Here is an 18,944-nt window from a genome sequence, read left to right as displayed (position 1 = left end):
GGTGATGAGCAAACACTACTATCATTCTTTAGGCGCAGCAATTTACATTGCCGCCCCGATTAGAAAAATGGATCGGGAAAGTCCAGGATTATTTACTTCCAGTACTATTGATTGGCAAAGGGCGCGATCGCCAGTGTCTCTAATAGCCCATCATAAAATTACCGCACTCCTAACCCCTCTTCTTCATGCTAGATGGGTAATGCTTAATGAAGCCATTCCTGTCTAAAGAACAACCGCCTCCTAAACAGGAGGCGGCGATCGTTGTTAATCAAAGTATGATTTCAATAAGTTTGATCCCTCTATTAGTAGTATGTCAAGTCAACTTCACGGGGTCAATAACTTTGTAGTCAGAGCTTTAGCCCTTTGTTAAGCGCTTAAGCGCTTATTATTAACCCATGAATTTCAACTTAACAGACTACTGCTGACTGGGAGTAGCAGGTTGTGATTGAGGTTGTTGGCGTAAACGACGCAAAGAGTCCCGCAATTTATTCTGGCTAGCGTTATCTCTTCGCCGCCGCCGATTTGTGGTTGTTTGTGGCTTTTGTGATGAATCGGTAGTCGTTTGCTCGCGCTGGATGCGGCGTAGGGACTCTCTTGCAGTTCCTTGAGTACGAGTTGTTCTAGCTTCAGATGATGAGTTTCTCGCAGGACTTTCTGCTCTTTGAGGTTCCAGTCGCCGACTAAATCCAGATATTGCTGGTCTTGATGGGGGTGCCAACTCTCTGCGCCTACGTCTTGGAGTTTCCTGTGTAGAGTTAGCAGCCGTTGTTTGCTGGCTTCTCTGTGTCTCTTGTGCTTGTCTTTGTGTTCTCCGTTCTTGAACTTGGCGCGATCGCCGTGAGCCTTTGATGGCATATTCAGTGGCTATAGATACCCCTTGTCTACCACCTTCTGTGGGTTTTAATTTCCAGTCACGCGCTTGTCTCTTGGTTTCTTCATCCAAGTCGCGGTTTCCACTAGAGCGAGCAATCCGCACATTAGTAACATTACCTTGTGCATCAGTATCTACAGCTACTTCTACTCTGCCTTCAACTCCTCGCCGTCTTGCTGCCTCTGGATATTTGGCATTACATTCGCGGCAGGCTGCACGACCATTACCATTACCTGAACTGTTAATTTTTGGAGTTGTAGGCGCTGTTGCTACTGTGGGACGGTTTCCTGTTCCACTACCAATTCCACTACCAGTGCCACTACCGATGCCACTACCAGTGCCGCTACCGATGCCACTGCCTCTGCCACTACCGATGCCACTGCCTCTGCCACTACCAATTCCACTACCGATGCCACTGCCTGTGCCACTACCAATGCCGCTACCAGTGCCAGTTCCAGTTCCACTGCCAATGCCACCGCCAGTGCCAGTGCCAGTACCTCCGCCAGGGCCAGTACCGCTATTTGTACCTACAGCAATACCACTACCTGAGCCTAAACCAACACCAGATCCGCCGCCACCGCCACTGCCACCGCCACCACCTGGTGAACTTGCTTTGGAATCTTCAGACGGAGCTGATTGGGGAATGGATGATGCAGATTTCACAGGTACTTCTGGTACCGCTCGTGGAATAGGTGCAGATTTCACAGCAACTTTTGGCTCAGTCGGAATTGCTTTTGGCGGCGTATCTATCGGCTGTGGCTTCTGAGGGACTGCTGTAATCTGTTCAAATTTTTCTACTGGTGGAGTTTCTATAGGCTGTTTTTGGACAACTTCTGGTTCTTTATTTATTTCTTTTGGAATCTCTGCAATTGGTTTTTCTGGTTCCGCAGTCGGAGCATCCACGAGCGCCAACTCTATTGGTTCTTCTTCTCCTGTAGGTACTCTGGTCAAATAATTACTTATGCCAGAAGACAGTACGCCGATATGCAGCGCCAGTGAACCTATCAGACTGTAAGTCAGAAAAGACTTGAGAGCCTCAACTTCTTTGGAACGTTGCTCGACAGTAATGCCAGAAAAGCTCATAGCTATTGCTACCTATTCTCACTAATTTAGCTATCTTAGAATGCAAGGTTACAAATATCAAGTAAAAATTCAAATTAATTGCGATCGCTTTACAGAATCCTGGACTAGGATAAACATCTTTTTAAACCACCAATATCATGCTTTTTGGACAAAATTAACTTTTATTGCAATTAAATTAAATTAATTTATGTAAAACAAACGAACAAGTAAATAAAAATCATGATCGTTTCATTTGAAAAATTTCTCATTATATCTTATATTTTGTTGAGAATAAGTTTCATCTTTTCTCTAGATTCTGGTAGTCTAATTTTGTATTGTGGATGACGTTATAGAGGCACTACATGGAAATTCAGAATTTATTTGCAGCAGGTGGTATCGTCATGTGGCCCCTGTTGGCGTTTTCGGTAGTAGGTGTGGCACTGATTGTCGAGCGGATTAGATTTTGGGTAAGAATCAATCAGCGTCAAAACCGGGTGGTGCGAGATGTTTTGAATCTCTACCGTCTCGATAATATTGTCGGTGCAATGGATAAACTTCAGAAAAACGCAGATTTGCCACTCGCTCGGATTTTTCTGGCGGCTTTAGAATTAGAGGAGCCAAACCCGGAGGAGTTTCGTTTGGCGTTAGAAAGCGAATCGCAGGCTGAAATACCTGTGTTAAAACGTTTCCAAAACCTTTTTGAGACAATCATTAGTCTGGCACCACTGTTAGGCCTTCTCGGCACAGTATTAGGATTGATAGCTTCTTTTGCTTCCCTAAATCTTGGTGATGTGGGAGGTAGCAAAACGGCAAGTGTTACAGCTGGGATTAGTGAAGCCCTGGTATCAACTGCATCAGGATTGATCGTTGCTATATTCATACTCATGTTCGCCAATACCTTCCGGGGATTGTACCAACGGCAAATTGCATTAATTCAGGAGTATGGGGGACAGCTAGAATTACTTTACCGCCGTCGCTATGAACGAGGAGAAAAAACCTATGCGTCTACCAGATGAACCAGAACTTCCGCTCCAGATCAACATCGTGCCGATGATTGACGTGATTTTTGCAATTTTGACATTTTTCATCATGTCAACTTTGTTTTTAACACGTTCGGAAGGTTTGCCAGTCAATTTACCGAAGGCCGCCACAGCGAAACAACAGCAAGTTCCTACTAAAATTACCATTACGGTAGATGAAAAAGAACAGGTAAGCCTGAACCGTAAACCAATTGCAGTTGATGATTTAACAGCGCAAGTGCGGACTTTAGTTGGTTCTAACCCGGAAGTATTAGTGATTATTAATGCTGATGAAAAAGTTGATTATGGCCGGGTGGTGGCGGTAATGGATCGGGTACGTCAGGTTCCGGGAGCTAAATTAGCGATCGCTACCCAAAGAGAATAAATAGATATATTGGGCATCAGAAGTTCAGAGAGTCAGGAAAATTCTATATTCTGACTCCTAACTCCTTCTTGTCTAATAAACATCTCCAGCAATTATGCGTTGTCCAAAATCCTTGTTATACACAATTCATTAATTTTGCCTAGCTAATTTTCACCAAATATTTAATTCTAACAGCAGTAACTTTTATTAACGTGAGTTCGACAAGCCCTTTTTTGACCTCTCCCTCAACCCCTCTTGGACACCCCTACCGTGATACACAAGTCGAATTACCCCCCTTAATCCCCCCGATGTATTGGGGGGAAACCGGAAAATCTAGTTCCCTCCCCAATACATACGGGGAGGGTTAGGGTGGGGTAATTCGAGGACTAGTAGCGATTCGATAACTTGTGTATACACCGTAGCTTAGACACCCAGAGAAGAGCCAAAACCCTAATTTCTCGTTGCTCCTCCCTTTCCCCGTGGGAGAGGGAGGTTGTCCAGGAGAGGTTTATCGAACTCACGTTTTATTAATGTAGGTTTTGCTAAGGTTAAGTTTCAGCCGAATGCTTCCATTCTAGTATCTAGAATCACGACATAATCCAAACTGACTTGATAAATTGCTAATTACACGAACAAAATAAGGCATAGCAAATTTATACAAGCAGGTAGATTATCTGATGACTATTCCAGAGTCAATTAAAAAATTCATTATATGGATACAAGGTTTTGATCGTCGTGTTTTACACAATGAAGATGACGTAAAAGAAAAGTTAATTTTGCCCATGTTCCGCTATCTCTACTATCCAGAGATATGTCATCGTGAATACTCTTTGAAAACATATCAATCAGAAACACACACCAAAAATCCAGAAATTGCTCAGATATATTTTGCCACAGATGATGTTAAAAAACAAAATACAGATACATCACTCATTTTTGTAAAAACGATAGAACCGCATAAAACTAAGTTAAATAAAGCTATTGAGCAAGCTAAATTTTATAGTAATCATTTTAATACACTATTTTTTATTGTCACTAATGGATCTGAAATTAAGGTTTTCCAGCGCCTAGATTATAATCGAGAAGAATTAGTATTCGATCTAAATATAGATGCCTTTAAAAATAACGATATCGTCTCAAAGTTTTATAATAAACTAAATTTTGATGTAGTTAAAAATATTGATAAAAATATAACCGATATTTTGACATATTCTAAATGTAACTTAATAGAAAAATTAATTATACGCCATCCAGATTTACAGTATTTTTTAGAAAAATGTGATTTTGAGCCTTCTATAACACTAGAAGGCTGCCACTTAGTTGTTGTTAAACCAAAAGTAGCGATCGCCTGTAATTTACCCAAAGCTTTTGGAGAAGGTAATTGTCAAATAGAATTTAGTAGTATTCTTTTTAAAGGTTTAAAAATTCACTTAAATCATCAAGATATTTTAGGTCATTTAATGACTGGATTGCACACTCAACCAGATTGGGGGTGTCGTCGTTTTTTAAAACAGATAGATAAAGATAGTTTTACAGTAAAATTGGGTCAAATAACAGTCATTTTATCCAACTTAGAAGCAATAGACTTGTGTTTGTGTATTGATGAAGTTTGCCAAAAATATAAAAACTCAATAATTGAATTTGAGAATGCTTTAGAAACATGGGATTTTGAATTCATCAAATTTTCAGAAGTTCGTGGTTTTATACTTTTTTCTGTTAGGCAAGAATTATGGGAGTTAATGCGGCAGTTTTTTAAAGAATTTGATTATAAGAAAGGCAAGTCAGAATGGCATCTATTTCATAGAAAAAATATCTCAATTCGAGTGAGTAAAGGAATTCGCGATCGTGCATTTATCTTCCCCAAATTTAACAGAGATTTCTCTTTATTACCTAGTAATCAAATTGATATAATCTATGAGATAAATAATATTAATTTACAATCTATAGAAAAAGCTAAATTTAGCTTCTGGCAGCAAGATATTGGAGTAAGAGGAACTTGGACAGCTAGATATACCAAACAATGGTTATTAGATAAATATATTCCCAAAGTTATTACTTATTACTCTAACAAATCTCAATTATCTGAATCTGAATTGCTAGCAAAAATAACAAATTACAGAAATGAACGTGTGCTGATTAAAGAAATTGATAATATTAAAGATTTAGTACCTTATCTTCGTGACATCCAATCTTGGCTACATATCTATGTGGAAAATATTGCGGCTTCGCTATTGAAGCCATATTACCAAGCCTATACAAATTTAGTGCGTAACACAGATTCTTCCATAACAGGCATAGACTATATTTTTGGAAATTTGCAAAGAGTTGAGTGGAAAAATACGCTAGAAGAAAATTATAGCAATTCCACAGACTGGAAAAACTTGACTTTTAAATATGCTATAGATTGCTTAGATCGGCAAGTAATAAGAATAAATAATAGTGAATACGAGAATAGTTTCAAAGCAGATTTAATCACTCGGATATTTATTTGGATTATAGAAAATGGTAAAATATCTTTTTCACAAGCTCAGTTAAATGCTGCTAAACAGGCTTTAATACCAATTTGGGAACAAAGCCGCTTTGAAATGCGCTATATTTATCCTAATCAATAAAACTACATAATCTGCTGTAAATCCAACACAAACCCAGGCAATACATTTTCTCCTGATAAATTAGTAGGATTGTCTAATATCTCTACATTTTTACCTGGACGATAAATTTCCACGCGCTTGTTTTTGCAGTCAATTAACCAGCCTAATTGAGTGCCATTTTCGATATACTCCTGCATTTTCTCTTGTAATTCTTTCAAAGAATCAGTACGAGAACGCAACTCTACTACAAAATCAGGACAAATAGGGGCAAATTTTTCTTGTTGTTCAGGTGTTAAAGCATTCCATCGCTCAATTTTCACCCAAGAAACATTAGGAGAACGTTCTGCACCATTAGGTAGGGTGAAACCAGTTGAAGAATCAAAACCTTTGCCTAATTTAGTTTGTTTATTCCAGATTCCTAACTCAACAACCATATCAAAATTACGGTTGCCAGTATCACTACCTGTAGGTGGCATAATTAATAATTCCCCTGATGCTGTACGCTCAAATCGATAATCGCGGTTTTTCTGGCACATCTGGAAAAATTGCTCATCAGTCAAGTCAATTTTCAATTTGAGTGTAGAAGGGAAAGTGGTTGTCGTAGCGTTCATAGGATATTCTGAGCATCTTACTTTTTAGTGTAGTGCTGTGTGGGGTGCGATCGCTGCCAGGAGATAATGGAGTGCGATCGCAATGCAAACAACTTCTGGTTAAATGTTACTAATGCTCTATAAGCTTGATACTTTAGAAGGTAGAAAAATTTAGATGCTTTGGTTATCTCAATGGCTAGTGTTAGGAACTATATTTGTTAGCTTAACTTTTAGCACACCTTTAGTTGCCAGTCAGTCTATGAACCAACAAGATATCCAGATATTAATAGAAAAAGCTAAAGATGCATGGGTTGCTCAAGATGTTGACGCTATTGCACAATTGTTTACAATTGATGGAGAACTAATCATACCTGGTCAATGCTGGCGGGGGCAAGAAAGAATTCGAGAAGGACTTGCCAATTTTAAAGAACAGTATTCAGATGTTAAAATATACATCCACCGGATTATCATTGGAGCAAATCAGGCAGCAGTAGAGTGGTACTACGAAGATACAGAAAAGGCAACAGGTCGTCGTAATAAAGCTGATGACGTAATTGTTGTAGATTTTAAGGATAATCAAATTAGTCGTTGGCGTGAATATTTTGACACACAAACGCCAACTAACAAATAGTTACACTAGTCGTGATAGTCAAATCTCCTTAGCTCAAAATGAACTAAGAAGATTGGAGTGTCAAAATTAAGTTGTAATCTAAAAAACACAAGACGTTTATCACCTCAGACCGCTCTGATAAAGAATTTAACCTTCCCTTGGTGATAACAAGGTGGAGGAAGCGACAAAAACTCCACACCGTCAACGTATTTAATTTACACTGTTCAAACATCTGCGATCGCTCTCCTTCGATGTTTGATACTGGGCCACAGCGGCATAACACCCATACAGTGTTGTTTGTTTTCATAAACTAGAATAGCTAACAGTTGGGTGAAAACCTCTCTCTCTCAAGTATAAACACCACCTAGTCAAGAGATATAGCTATATTGTTTATATAAACTTGTCTAAAGTAAGATTTTAATTCTTTATAACTTTAGTTAGTCATTTGACGCCGTTGGGACTGTGCTTGGTTAAACTGCTTTTGTTGTGGTGTTAATTGGCTGTAATCACTTGAAGATTGCATATCCCATTGTAATTCTGCTAGTAACAGTAAACTAACGGTCATAATTAGCCCCGTTGAGAGAAACTGCATAACACCGCAGTACGGTAAAACTAAGATTCCCAGCAAATGAATAAACCCCATCAGAATAAAGGTGCGCGAACGCATTCCTACCCCGGTGCAAAAGTAGCCGATCGCACTTAATCCTAACCACAGTGGACACAAACGGATCAACACCTCTCCCCATCCTAAAAAAATGCTCAGATCGGTCAAGATTAAACCCATTAAGATTAAAATCGCCCAGCTATAAACAACCCAGCGTAGCTGTTCTACAGTTGCCCAAAACCAAGTTAAACTTACCATGCCAACTGCACCGAATAAGGTAAGCACTGACCACAAAATTGCTTGGCTACTCCAGCTAATGGGTAGAAACTGGGCGGTTACGAAAATTCCAGATGAAATTAGTCCCCAGAGAATAAATGCTTGATCGACGCGACTATAAAACTTTGAAAAGAGGGTGAAATTTCCAATTTGGTAGTTGAGACAGACTAGACCTTGAATATCTTGAAAATCTAGCTCTTGCTGTTTTTCACGCAGGAGCGGCTCAGAGGAATTGAAAAAAGTCATTGATAATCTATTACCCTTGGTAGATGAATAAATTATTACTCTATCCAAAGATATATTGTTATTTAAATATAAACAAGTAAAGAGTTCCCTTTGGTCACGGTAGGAAACAGTGTTTCGACTACGCTCAACAACTGGGCAGTTTTGCTCAAGCAAGAACTGCCCTCTGCCTCCTGCCTTTCTTGATAAAATCGGTTGTTTTCAATAGCGATCGCAACATCAAAATACCAAATAAAGCGCTATAACTTTCTTTTGCTTAAGCGTGGCGATGTCTACGACGGGCTACGCCTTATCCACGCTTAAGCAGTAACTAATCTAGCCCTCTATTTACGTACTAGATTCAGCAGTTCTTTTGGAGAAGCCAACAAGTCAATCGCTACAAAGAAGATTTTGCCTTGGGGATCTAGCAAAAAGCGCCATGCAATATTCATACCCACGCTGGCACCGAACCAAGGGGTTTGGACTTTGCCTGTAACTTTAACTTGGGTATAGCCATCTTCCACAGGCTCAGATACACCGCGCTCTGGGAGCATCTTCAATCCCTGACATTCTTCACGCATATAAGCACGAATTGCATCTTGACCAACAATTGGTCTTTCAAAGGGAGGTTGCAAAGCACCTTCGGAAGTAAACAGAGAAACCGCAGCATCAAAGTCATTGGCATTCATGTTGTTGATATAGCCAAGTACCGTAGGATTGTTGATGCCCTCAATGGTGACTTTAGTCCGAAATGCTGGTGCAGTGGGAGGAGCTACCGGCTCTGAGACTTTTTTGTAACTACCAGGAGCATTCGGATCGAATCCCATGCTAATTACGGTATTACGTAAGATGGTAATTTGTTGACCTGAATCTGCATTGCGGATGGCTTGTAACACATCGGCAGCTTTAGAAGAAAGCTTGTAACCTGGTGGGATGGGAGCAACGATTCCCTGAGCCATCCATTCTCCTAACTGATACCAAAAGCCCAACTTGATATTCACCGTGAAGGATGCATAAGAACGGCACAGAGGAGTATCAGCACGGTTAGCCAAATCGTACATGACTTGCGTTTGAGCCTCAAAAGGCATCTGCTTAATTTGTTCGAGTAAGCCTTGTGCAAGGATCATGTTTGCTGCTCCAGGAGCCGCAACTGTGATACTTCTACCCATCTCGGTATAAGCAAACCAAAGTAATGCTAGTTGATCTTCAGCATTGAGCTTAGAGAATGATTCGACGACGGTTGGAACAACGTCAGCAACTAGGGTGCCGGGAAAAATACTTTGAGCCGACTGGATGGTAAAAGACATAGCAGAAATTCCAAAAAGAAAATTACAGTTCTACCGAATGTGAAAAATCAAATGTGCAAAAACCGATGAGAAATGCGTTTAAGTGTTAATAAAGGCACTCAATAGTTTTGACATCACTAGAAAGCCTGTTGTAGACATAGATAGCTCTAATAAAGGCATAGTGATGCTGTTGCCATTGAGTTTAGATACTTGGCAAAGCACATTGCAGGCTCGACTGCATGGTTATTTAAAAAGCCTTGATTAACCGTGGTTTAACGCATTGATGCTGTTTGTGTATCTTTATGTAAAGAAAGATAACAATTTCGTTACAAATAAGCAATACTTTCTCAGTTATATATTGATAATTTCTGTTTATCTAAAAAATAAGTTTTCCTGATGTTTAATTTCATGCAATTGGTACTTTTGTATGAATTCCCCTCCAAGAGCGTAGGTGTAACCCTTCTTTGAAGGAGTACGGCTGCACTCAGGAACCACCTGTCGTAGACATTAGACCTCTTGCATAAATCAAAAATAAGAAAGAACCCCACCCCGCCAAAGCTACGCTTTGTCATCCCCTCCCGAAGAGCCTACGGTGTATACACAAGTCTTAAAAACCTAGCCTTAATAAGACTTTCCTTGTTCCCAGTCTCAGACTGGGAATGCATTCATTGAGTCTCTGACTCAATGTCTGGCTGGAGGCAGAGCCTCTAATAAGCCATTCCCAGTCTCAGACTGGGAACGAGAAGCGAGAGAACAATGGGAAATCGAGCTTTTTCCGACTTGTGTATACACCGTAGCCCGAAGAGCGGGGAGGGGTGTTAGGGACTTTTGCAAGAGGTCTATTGCCTAGTTCTCGTACATATCCGAAATACCCTACTCACTTAGTACGGTGATTACTACTTTTATTTCTATGTCAAGTATTTGCAAAAAATATTTACAATATTGAATATTCCTTTACAGAAAGCAAAAACAAAGAGTCAAAAATGGCAAGTAAAGGCTTTAGCATTAACGAACGCAGTAAATTCAACAGATTTGCGATTGAACCCAAAGTTTATGTTGATGAAATTCCACGGATAGGATTCACCAAATATGCTGAAAAAGTTAATGGGCGTTTGGCAATGATTGCTTTTGTTTCACTTATAGCTGTAGAAGTTATCACCGGACACGGTTTGCTTGGATGGCTAACCAGCCTTTAAAGAAGAGACTTTGAGATTTCTTAATTTTCTTTACTTGACGAATAAAGCAATTTAGAGTCAAACTTACTTATGAAAACTGATTTTGATTATCCCAAAAAGGATTTAATTGAACCCGTTGTTTTTAGACATGATTTCAACAACTTTGAGACTATCAATGTCAATCAAGTCTGGTAATTATTTTTTACTGCTGGTCAAGATGACAAAGGATTGGGAGAATAAATTGAGTTCGACAGATTTTTCACTAACCTTTTAATTGCCATTAAAGTAACTGGAATTCTTTGGGCGATTTACTTCAACTAATTAGGATGAGTAAGTTTATTCATTTCTAGTGTGTAGTAACTTCAACAGAGGTCTTGGATTTGGATAAGCTGTTCCACATAAAAGTTGCATATATTGGGCGGACGAGACGCCCACCCCACAAGAAATGTACAATTTCAGATTATGCAAACTAGATGTGGTTTAGCTTACCAGGACTTATTTGAAATTTTCAATAAGTTTAAAAATTCTATTTAGCTTTGGAAAAAGTTTGATGTTGATTGGATTTATAAAGCTTCCTAATTTGTCGCGGTATTGTGGATACGTGGGCTTAGAAGTAGCACAAATTGTTTCCAAACATCTTGCTGTTCAAAGTAAAACCTATGTAATTCAAAATAGAAGAGTATTGGTACATCAACTTTTAAAGTCTGGTCTGGATGCTCATACCGCAGATCGAACTGTTACTGTACTTATATCAAGCCCGGTTTTACAATTAAGCAACAAAAACCAGTGTGCAATTAATTGTATGCAAGAGAAACCATACAAGTAGTAAAAAGGATTGGGGTTAAAGGAGAGTTTACAGGTGACAGGTAATAATCTGTACCCTCTAACCCGTATTCTATTCCCTTCTTCAGTCCTCATTTCAACGCAAACAACGAATAGCTTCTAATAGACCTCTAGCTTTATTGAGCGTCTCTTCGTATTCTTTTTCTGGCTCAGAATCAGCTACCAAACCTGCACCGGCTTGTACGCTGACCGTACTATCATGTACTACCATTGTGCGAATTGCGATCGCAGTATTTAATTGTCCTTCAAAATCGTAATACCCATACACACCGGAATAAACACCCCGACGGCTAGACTCTAGCTCGTGGATAATTTCCATCGCTCTAATCTTGGGTGCGCCGCTTACCGTACCTGCTGGGAAGGAAGCTTTCAGTAAATCCCATGCTGTTTTACCAATAGCTAATTTACCCACAACATTGCTAACAATGTGCATTACATGGGAGTAGCGTTCAACCATCATTAATTCATCGACTTTGACGCTACCACTTTGACAAACACGCCCCAAATCATTCCGCCCTAAATCGACAAGCATCACGTGTTCGGCAATTTCCTTGGGGTCTTGGAGTAAATCTTCAGCCAAGGCTGCATCTTCCTTAGTAGTTTTACCTCGCGGACGCGTCCCAGCAATTGGGCGTACCGTCGCGATTACTCCACCATCAGAATCGCTTTCGGCTTTCACCATCACTTCTGGACTGGAACCGATGATTTGCCAATCTTGGAAGTTAAAGTAAGCCATGTAAGGCGAAGGATTTATCTGACGTAGCGACCGATAAAGGCCAAAAGGGTCGCCTGTATATGTTGTTGATAGTCGCTGGGAAATTACTACTTGAAAAATATCACCTGCTTTAATGTAATCTTTCGCCTTCTCAACGCTGGCACAAAAATCAGGGCGGGTAAAATTACTCTGATACTCCTCTGCTTCTCTGCTCCCCTGCTCCTCTGCTCCTCTGCTCGCAGGCGGATTCCATTCCAATCGAGTTTTTTCTGGCGATAGGGGCAAAGATAGCTTTTCGAGCATTTGGGTGACGCGATCGCCAGCTTGTTGATATGCTGCTTTCAAATCTACATCCGGGTCGCGTAAATCAGCATAAGCGACCGCCCAAATTTTCCGCTTCACCTGGTCAAAAATCAACAAGTGGTCTACTTGCATCCACAACCCATCAGGGATATTCCGCTCATCTGGTGGATAAATGGGTACACGCGGCTCAATCCACTGAATCAATTCATAGCCCCAAAACCCAAATAAACCGCCAATTCCCGGCGGTAACTGTGGTAATTTTACTGGGTGATAAGGTGCTAAACATTCGGCTAAAGCTGTAAAAGGGTCGCCAGCAAAAACCACCTGCGAACCATCGCGGTTTTTCTGAGTCGTGCGATCGCCCCTTGCTTCCAAAACCCACACCGGATCGCAACCAACTAAACTATAGCGTCCCAGTTTTTCCCCACCTTCGATGGATTCCAACAAAAAGCTATAAGGCTGACCTGCACAGACTTTATACCAAGCAGATACGGGCGTATCTAAGTCCGCTACCCATTCTTGATATACAGGGACGAAGTTGCCTTGTTGCGCTAGGGTGGAAAACTGGGAGAAATCCGGAAACATCATTATTTTTCAAAGGTAATTGGTAATTGGTAATGGGTAATGGGTTTTTATTTACCAATTACCCATTACTAATTACCCATTAGCGACTAACAGCTAGTTACGGAGCGTCGTAGGTAGTAACACCGCTAAACTTAATTTTAGAGGGGCTGGGGTTTTGTCCGATACGACGGTCTACATAACGCACTTTGTCACGACCTTCAGTTACCTTTTCAGGGAAGTTACCATCAGCTGGGTGAAGTAAAGTGGTTTCTCCGTTGGGTAAAACCCGGTAAACTTTGTAATCTGTGATTTTGAGTTTACGAAGTTGCTGACCGCCCAAAAAGATGCCATATTCTTTACGAGCTATATACAGCAGGTTTTCACCTTTGCGCATAACAGCAGCACCACCTGTAGGCAATTCAAAAACTTGCTCTTTCGGGCTAGTCCAAGTGATCGCGTACTTTTCTTCAACTGCTGCTTTTGTAAGCAAGCCACCAGTGCTGCCAGCAAATAGCGGGGTTTGTCCAGAGAGTGTTTCTGCCATAAAGTCTGTTCTCTCAACGTTTTTAGGGAATCCTAACATCGCAACCAGGATCATATTGCGATCGCGTCATAGACTGTAACAGTTTTTAGTCATTTGTTCTTTGTCATTTGTCATTTGTCCTTTGTCTTTTGTCATTTGTTAAAAACCAATGCCCCATGCCCCATGCCCCATGCCCCATGCCCCATGCCCCATGCCCAATGACTAATGACAAAGGACTAAATATCTATTTACTCTTGACTTTTGTCCGCTTTTCCTCTTGGCTACTCCGAACAATTGGGATAGTGAAGTGAAACTGACTGCCCTGGTCTTTGCCAGCTGACTCTGCCCAAATTTTCCCACCCCAGCCATTAACAATTTGACGGCAAATTGCTAAACCAAGTCCAGTTCCGCCGGTGGTGCGGCGCAGCGATCCCTCTTCTTGATAAAAGCGGTCAAAAACTACTTCTAAACGATTTGGTTCAATGCCGCGTCCAGTATCAGCTATAGTCACTTCGACCATTTGACGGCTGTTGTCAATCGCTTTAATCGTGATTTCTCCTTGGGGTGGCGTAAATTTCAAAGCATTGTCTATGAGTTTTGCCAGTACCTCGACTAGCCAATCACCGTCAGCTCTAACTAAAGGTAGATTTTCGGCAATTTGAGTCTTGATTTGGGGCGGCTTTTCCGTTGAGGAACGCGTGCGATTTCGGCTGAGTGCTAAATCGACACATTCTTGTAAGGTGAGGGATTCTGGATGCCATTCCACTCGGCCGCTTTCCAAGTTGGAAAGTGTAAGAAAATCTTGTACCAGTTTTCGCATCCGTTCCGAGTCGGAAAGAGCGGTGTTGAGCATGACTTGCTGCAACTCCAAGGGCATATCTGGTTCTGTAGCGAGACTTTCCAGGCACACTTGAATTGTAGATAGGGGAGTACGCAGTTCGTGTCCGGTGATGGCTATGAGGTTGCTGCGGGTGCGGTCTAGGGCTTCTAGCTGCTGGTTAAGTTCTTCTAGATTAGCGTAAGCTTCGGCTTGGATGAGAGCTGCTCCTACTTGGGTAGCGATCGCTTCTATCAAATCCAATTCTCCAGGTTGGCACTCGTGGGGTGGCATTCGGCAGTAATGTAACTCCACAATCCCCAATAATCGCCCCTGATAGAAAACTGGTTCCATCAGCCAAGAACGAATGGCAAACTTTTTGGCGATCGTGGAAAGTCCTGGCGATTTGGTAACGCGGGGGTCACTGAGCGTATCGCTGACACAAACACCTTCGCCAAGTTCTACGATGTCCCGAAATAGAGAATTTTTCTCTAACTCCCAGGTTTGCCCACAAACAGATAAAATACCGGGATTCAAAAACTCGTGTTCAATTATCGCTTGGCTATCCGTAGCTTGAGCGCGGTAAATTAAACAGCGACAAGCTTCTAGGTGTTGCCCTAATTCTTGTGCTGCCACCTGGAGAACTTCATGAGGATCGAGCGATCGCCGAATCGCAGTACTAATCGAGTTGACTAATCGCTCTTTTCGTGCTTGAGCAGCAATAGAACGGTAAGCTTTGTGCAATTTGTACTGACTAGCTTGCAAATAAGTTACTAAGCGCTGCACAAAGGGATCTGTATCAATGTCACAGGCATACTCGTTTACCTGTTCGGCTCCAAAGTAGTTTCGCGGTTCGCCAATGCCAAACCTCTGACGTGCCTGTTGAATTTTACTTGTCAGTTCTGGTCTGTAAACCAAAACCCGATCTAACAACAATTCAGCGGCTTTCAGGCTAACTCCCCTTTCTGATGTCCAAATTCCCTCAAATCTTCGGGCTGTGTCTATATCCAAATTAGGGCTTAGTTCCGGTAGTTGGTTATTTTTGGCAAGAGAACCAAGGTTTTCTCGGCAAACCAGACAAGTAGCATAATTGTCAGCAATCACTACCAAATGCCACTCCTGACTTAAGCCATCCGTTGCCTCAAAAGCTATCTTTTCGTAGTGTTCCGAACTGTTGGCGAAATCCGTTTCTGGAGCAGCTAATACGTATATTTGGTTACTCCGCAAGGCAAGTCGCAGGTAGCGATGAGCTTCTTGGCGGTAGAATCGCTCTCGCTGGAAACTAGCAATTACAAGGGGTTTCGCTAAAGTCGCAGCCAAAACTTGATCTTCCATCGCGTGGGAGAGCGCCGTTAGTGAAGCCTTAAAATATAGCTGGGGCCGCAAGTTGGGTAGGGACTTTAGCAGATCACTCAGCACAGAAGTCGAAATGCTCATGAATTATTGTTAAACGCTCAACCTCGATCAGATCCACGTCACAGCTGCATTGTACAAATTCCAAGGGACTCTCAAGTTAAATAGATAGTTGCAATATGTAAAGAACGCTAAAAAGCGCTTTTCGCCAAAGCTAGTCGCAACACTTTGTTACTAAATAAGGGGCGTGGGTACACTTGATTTGCTGATTGACAACCTATTACGCCCAATATACATTCAGGGCAACTGATGCTTTTGCTTGTACAGGTAAATTTTTTCAGGAATAAGTACTAAAACATTAATTATTGTATGGTTTTAACTACTGTGTTCGCTAATAACCACGGACGATCGATTTCTAGTCCATGCGTTGGCAAAATCGCCTGTCGTAGACATTGCCTACTTCGCCGACGTTGATTTCTGCTTGCTAAATAAGTTTTCTTAGCCAAAAATCATGACTGCGATATTTACATAACTTAATCACTAATGTTGATTAAACTTAATCAATTAATTATCATAAATTAGTCTAATCAAATATCAAAGATTATTTAAAATCTTGTGTCTCTCTACGATACGCTGTTTTTTGTTTAAACTACGTGTCGAGACACAAATCTTTCTTTTATCGACCTAAATAAATTTAGTTGCTCTGTCTCAAAGCAAAAGGTATTTATTCTTTCCTTCTGCCTCTTGGGTAAGAGACTTATACTCAAAAGACCACAAAAATATAGACCTGTACACGGAACTTTGTCTAATGACACCGGATACGCTAATCACCCCAGAAAAAATTTTTCTGGATGGAAAAACTTTTATTCCTGCCGAACAATTACCGATTCCAGAGTGGCCTTGTGTTGTGGCTGAAAGATCGCAACCGACACTAACGGTTAAAGATGATGATTTATTTTTTGTGACAGATACTATCGGGAATATTTCTGGCTGTTCCCTCAACGATAGTAATCTCAGTCTGGGACTGTTTTGTTGTGATACGAGATTTCTCAATCGCTTGGAGTTGCAAATTGAAGGGCGATCGCCTGTACTCCTCAGTAGTACTGCCGAAAAAGGTTTTGCACTCTCAGTTTTGTGTACCAATCCCAGAATCGACGAACGCCTAAAAGCCGAGACTATCGGAATTCGCCGGGAAATCGTGCTGAATGGAGCGTTATTTGAAGAAATAGAAGTATCTAACTACAGCACAACCACTGTCAATTTTGAACTAAGTATCAGTTTTGATGCGGATTTTGTTGATTTATTTGAAGTCCGTGGCTATGACAGAGAAAAACGAGGTCGGCTTTTACGCCTAGTAGAACCGACGACTGAGGAAGGAACATCCGATCGCGTCGATGGTGTTGCACCTGTACCTAAAGAGCCATCTGCCTATAGAGAAGAATCCTTAACACTCGCCTATCAAGGCCTGGATGGCTCGGTGATGGAATCCCGAATTTTATTCCAGCATCGGCAACCAGACAATTTCAAGGGTTACACTGCGGTTTGGCAGCTAGAGTTGGCTTCTCACGAAACTCAAAAGCTGGGCTACCGAGTGAATATGTTGAGAAACAACCAGTCCAGTTCAACCGTGAGCGCCGCTACTACTTTAGGACAAGCGAAAGCTGCTGAGTGGATGGAGGAGCAGCACTGGGTACAACAAATTACTCGCATTAGCTCAGATAAGAGTACCTTCAATCGAGTGATTGAGCGGGCTGAACAAGATATGTATTTGTTGCGCCAGTCTTTTGGTAAGCATAAGACTGTTTCCGCTGGAGTACCTTGGTTTTCGACATTATTTGGGCGAGATTCGCTGATTACAGCTTCCCAAAGCCTGATGTTAAACTCGCAAATCGCCAAGGAAACTCTGATATTACTGGCAACATACCAAGGTAAAATTGACGACGAATGGCGCGAAGAAGAGCCGGGTAAGATTTTGCACGAGTTACGTTTGGGAGAAATGGCTCGTTGTGAAGAAATTCCCCATACACCTTACTACGGTACTGTTGATGCCACTCCCTTGTGGCTGCTGCTCTATGCCGAACATTATGCTTGGACTCACGATCGAGAACTCTTAGAGCAACTTTGGCCCAATGCTCTAGCGGCAATGGAGTGGATCGATCGCAATACCAAAGAAACCACTTACCTCAGCTACTTCCGTAGATCCAAACGCGGTCTTGTTAACCAAGGTTGGAAAGATTCTGGCGACTGTATTGTAGACCGCAAGGGAGAATTAGCCAACGGCCCAATTGCTCTGTGTGAGGTACAAGCTTACGTTTATGCTGCAAAAATCCGCCTAGCAGAAATAGCTAGGATGAAGAAGCGGCTTGATTTGGCAGATCGTTGGCAAGAGGAGGCCAGAAATCTTAAGGTTCGGTTTAATCAAGATTTTTGGGTAGAAGATCAAGATTTCTGCGCCCTGGCTTTGGATGGAGAAGGTAAGCCAGTAGACAGTATTACCTCAAATCCTGGTCATTGCCTGCATTTGGGACTTTTCACAGACGAAAAAGCTCATAGTGTAGCAGAACGGTTACGGGCACCAGATATGTTTAATGGTTGGGGCATTCGGACTCTAAGTAGTTTGTCACCCGCTTATAATCCGATGGGTTATCACATTGGTTCGGTTTGGCCTCATGATAACGCTTTGATTGCAATGGGATTGCGATCGCTCGGTCTTATCGATCAAGCTTTAGAAATATTCCAAGGTTTATTTGACATGACTCAGCAGCAACCTTATCAACGTCCTCCAGAACTTTTTTGCGGCTACGAACGGAACGGCGATAATGCTCCTGTGCAGTATCCGGTTGCTTGCACTCCCCAAGCTTGGGCTACGGGTAGTATTTTCCAACTACTGCAAATGATGGTCAACTTGGTGCCTGACGCTCAAAATAACTGCTTGCGAATCATCGACCCCGCTTTACCAGAATCGATTAATCGCTTGTCATTTCATAATTTACAAGTAGGCCCCACCATCCTCGATTTGGAATTCGAGCGTTCTGGGACTACGACTGCTTGTCGCGTTGCTAAAAAACGGGGTAATCTTCGAGTAGTTATTGAAGCATAGGAAGAGAGTAGGGAGTAGGAAATTCACCACTCCCTATTTTAGGCTGATATACTTGG

Annotated in this window: 16 protein-coding genes and 1 pseudogene; 8 read left to right on the top strand and 9 right to left on the bottom strand. The window is 41.6% G+C overall.

Translation table 11 applies throughout. The features are described from left to right. Positions 1-4: 4 nt before the first annotated feature. Positions 5-226 carry a hypothetical protein gene (locus RM049_RS18615; RefSeq protein ID WP_322689924.1) on the top strand — a complete coding sequence of 74 codons (222 nt, stop codon included), beginning with the start codon at positions 5-7 and terminating at the stop codon, positions 224-226. Between the two features lie 189 nt (positions 227-415). Here RM049_RS18615 and RM049_RS18610 read toward each other — a convergent pair whose 3' ends face one another. Beyond that, a complete protein-coding gene (locus RM049_RS18610; RefSeq protein ID WP_322705207.1) occupies positions 416-1,954 on the bottom strand; it encodes a TonB family protein in 1,539 nt (512 codons plus the stop codon). Between the two features lie 341 nt (positions 1,955-2,295). Here RM049_RS18610 and RM049_RS18605 point away from each other — a divergent pair, with 341 nt between their 5' ends. The 3 genes from RM049_RS18605 (at position 2,296) to RM049_RS18595 (ending at position 5,928) form a co-directional block, all read left to right on the top strand. Next, complete coding sequence (locus RM049_RS18605) at positions 2,296-2,949, top strand: MotA/TolQ/ExbB proton channel family protein (RefSeq protein WP_322672955.1); 654 nt, start codon at positions 2,296-2,298, stop codon at positions 2,947-2,949. Continuing rightward, positions 2,933-3,337, top strand: a complete 405-nt coding sequence (locus tag RM049_RS18600) for an ExbD/TolR family protein (protein ID WP_094352241.1) — start codon at positions 2,933-2,935, stop codon at positions 3,335-3,337. The genes RM049_RS18605 and RM049_RS18600 overlap by 17 nt, the downstream gene beginning before the upstream one ends. Positions 3,338-3,993: 656 nt before the next feature. Next, entirely contained in the window at positions 3,994-5,928 is a 1,935-nt protein-coding gene (locus tag RM049_RS18595) for a hypothetical protein (RefSeq protein ID WP_322705206.1), read from the top strand. Positions 5,929-5,930: 2 nt separating this feature from the next. Here RM049_RS18595 and RM049_RS18590 read toward each other — a convergent pair whose 3' ends face one another. Then, positions 5,931-6,518, bottom strand: coding sequence for a Uma2 family endonuclease (locus RM049_RS18590; RefSeq protein WP_322705205.1), 588 nt, complete (start codon positions 6,516-6,518; stop codon positions 5,931-5,933). Between the two features lie 154 nt (positions 6,519-6,672). Here RM049_RS18590 and RM049_RS18585 point away from each other — a divergent pair, with 154 nt between their 5' ends. Then, entirely contained in the window at positions 6,673-7,128 is a 456-nt protein-coding gene (locus RM049_RS18585; RefSeq protein WP_322705204.1) for a nuclear transport factor 2 family protein, read from the top strand. A gap of 43 nt (positions 7,129-7,171) precedes the next feature. On the opposite strand, the gene RM049_RS18580 is transcribed toward RM049_RS18585, so the two are convergent. The 3 genes from RM049_RS18580 to RM049_RS18570 form a co-directional block, all read right to left on the bottom strand. Then, a complete protein-coding gene (locus RM049_RS18580) occupies positions 7,172-7,414 on the bottom strand; it encodes a hypothetical protein (protein ID WP_322682178.1) in 243 nt (80 codons plus the stop codon). Between the two features lie 126 nt (positions 7,415-7,540). Continuing rightward, positions 7,541-8,233 (bottom strand): hypothetical protein, encoded by a 693-nt coding sequence (locus tag RM049_RS18575; RefSeq protein ID WP_322705203.1) that lies wholly within the window; start codon positions 8,231-8,233, stop codon positions 7,541-7,543. A gap of 320 nt (positions 8,234-8,553) precedes the next feature. Next, the gene (locus RM049_RS18570) at positions 8,554-9,516 is read right to left on the bottom strand and encodes an orange carotenoid protein N-terminal domain-containing protein (RefSeq protein WP_322705202.1); all 963 of its coding nucleotides are present in this window, start codon (positions 9,514-9,516) and stop codon (positions 8,554-8,556) included. 962 nt (positions 9,517-10,478) lie between these two features. On the opposite strand from RM049_RS18570, the gene RM049_RS18565 reads away from it, so the two are divergent. Both RM049_RS18565 and RM049_RS18560 read left to right on the top strand, forming a co-directional pair. Beyond that, a complete protein-coding gene (locus RM049_RS18565; RefSeq protein WP_322689934.1) occupies positions 10,479-10,691 on the top strand; it encodes a chlorophyll a/b-binding protein in 213 nt (70 codons plus the stop codon). A gap of 69 nt (positions 10,692-10,760) precedes the next feature. After that, positions 10,761-10,991 (top strand): annotated as a pseudogene (locus RM049_RS18560) (hypothetical protein). 598 nt (positions 10,992-11,589) lie between these two features. Here RM049_RS18560 and trpE read toward each other — a convergent pair. The 4 genes from trpE to RM049_RS18540 all read right to left on the bottom strand — a co-directional run bounded on the left by trpE (position 11,590) and on the right by RM049_RS18540 (position 16,294). Next, entirely contained in the window at positions 11,590-13,119 is a 1,530-nt protein-coding gene (trpE, locus tag RM049_RS18555) for an anthranilate synthase component I (protein ID WP_322705201.1), read from the bottom strand. Between the two features lie 94 nt (positions 13,120-13,213). Further along, entirely contained in the window at positions 13,214-13,639 is a 426-nt protein-coding gene (locus RM049_RS18550) for a photosystem I reaction center subunit II (protein WP_322705200.1), read from the bottom strand. 223 nt (positions 13,640-13,862) lie between these two features. Beyond that, entirely contained in the window at positions 13,863-15,872 is a 2,010-nt protein-coding gene (locus tag RM049_RS18545; RefSeq protein WP_322705199.1) for a DICT sensory domain-containing protein, read from the bottom strand. 278 nt (positions 15,873-16,150) lie between these two features. Continuing rightward, a complete protein-coding gene (locus tag RM049_RS18540; protein WP_322705198.1) occupies positions 16,151-16,294 on the bottom strand; it encodes a hypothetical protein in 144 nt (47 codons plus the stop codon). 302 nt (positions 16,295-16,596) lie between these two features. On the opposite strand from RM049_RS18540, the gene RM049_RS18535 reads away from it, so the two are divergent. After that, the gene (locus RM049_RS18535; RefSeq protein ID WP_322705197.1) at positions 16,597-18,888 is read left to right on the top strand and encodes an amylo-alpha-1,6-glucosidase; all 2,292 of its coding nucleotides are present in this window, start codon (positions 16,597-16,599) and stop codon (positions 18,886-18,888) included. Positions 18,889-18,944: the final 56 nt, after the last annotated feature.

Origin of the sequence: Nostoc sp. DedQUE04 (assembly GCF_034530995.1) — a bacterium.
Classification (GTDB): Bacteria; Cyanobacteriota; Cyanobacteriia; order Cyanobacteriales; family Nostocaceae; genus Nostoc.
The sequence above is the reverse complement of the archived record's forward strand: the minus strand, read 5'-3'. Positions and strand labels throughout refer to the sequence as shown.

Excerpts from the sequence above, each read along its gene's own strand:
- RM049_RS18550 (WP_322705200.1), bottom strand. The coding sequence starts at position 13,639 with ATGGCAGAAACACTCTCTGGACAAACCCCGCTATTTGCTGGCAGCACT.
- RM049_RS18605 (WP_322672955.1), top strand. The coding sequence starts at position 2,296 with ATGGAAATTCAGAATTTATTTGCAGCAGGTGGTATCGTCATGTGGCCC.
- RM049_RS18580 (WP_322682178.1), bottom strand. The coding sequence starts at position 7,414 with ATGAAAACAAACAACACTGTATGGGTGTTATGCCGCTGTGGCCCAGTA.
- RM049_RS18615 (WP_322689924.1), top strand. The coding sequence starts at position 5 with ATGAGCAAACACTACTATCATTCTTTAGGCGCAGCAATTTACATTGCC.
- RM049_RS18570 (WP_322705202.1), bottom strand. The coding sequence starts at position 9,516 with ATGTCTTTTACCATCCAGTCGGCTCAAAGTATTTTTCCCGGCACCCTA.
- RM049_RS18535 (WP_322705197.1), top strand. The coding sequence starts at position 16,597 with ATGACACCGGATACGCTAATCACCCCAGAAAAAATTTTTCTGGATGGA.
- RM049_RS18575 (WP_322705203.1), bottom strand. The coding sequence starts at position 8,233 with ATGACTTTTTTCAATTCCTCTGAGCCGCTCCTGCGTGAAAAACAGCAA.
- RM049_RS18595 (WP_322705206.1), top strand. The coding sequence starts at position 3,994 with ATGACTATTCCAGAGTCAATTAAAAAATTCATTATATGGATACAAGGT.
- RM049_RS18565 (WP_322689934.1), top strand. The coding sequence starts at position 10,479 with ATGGCAAGTAAAGGCTTTAGCATTAACGAACGCAGTAAATTCAACAGA.
- RM049_RS18545 (WP_322705199.1), bottom strand. The coding sequence starts at position 15,872 with ATGAGCATTTCGACTTCTGTGCTGAGTGATCTGCTAAAGTCCCTACCC.
- trpE (WP_322705201.1), bottom strand. The coding sequence starts at position 13,119 with ATGATGTTTCCGGATTTCTCCCAGTTTTCCACCCTAGCGCAACAAGGC.
- RM049_RS18600 (WP_094352241.1), top strand. The coding sequence starts at position 2,933 with ATGCGTCTACCAGATGAACCAGAACTTCCGCTCCAGATCAACATCGTG.
- RM049_RS18585 (WP_322705204.1), top strand. The coding sequence starts at position 6,673 with ATGCTTTGGTTATCTCAATGGCTAGTGTTAGGAACTATATTTGTTAGC.
- RM049_RS18610 (WP_322705207.1), bottom strand. The coding sequence starts at position 1,954 with ATGAGCTTTTCTGGCATTACTGTCGAGCAACGTTCCAAAGAAGTTGAG.
- RM049_RS18590 (WP_322705205.1), bottom strand. The coding sequence starts at position 6,518 with ATGAACGCTACGACAACCACTTTCCCTTCTACACTCAAATTGAAAATT.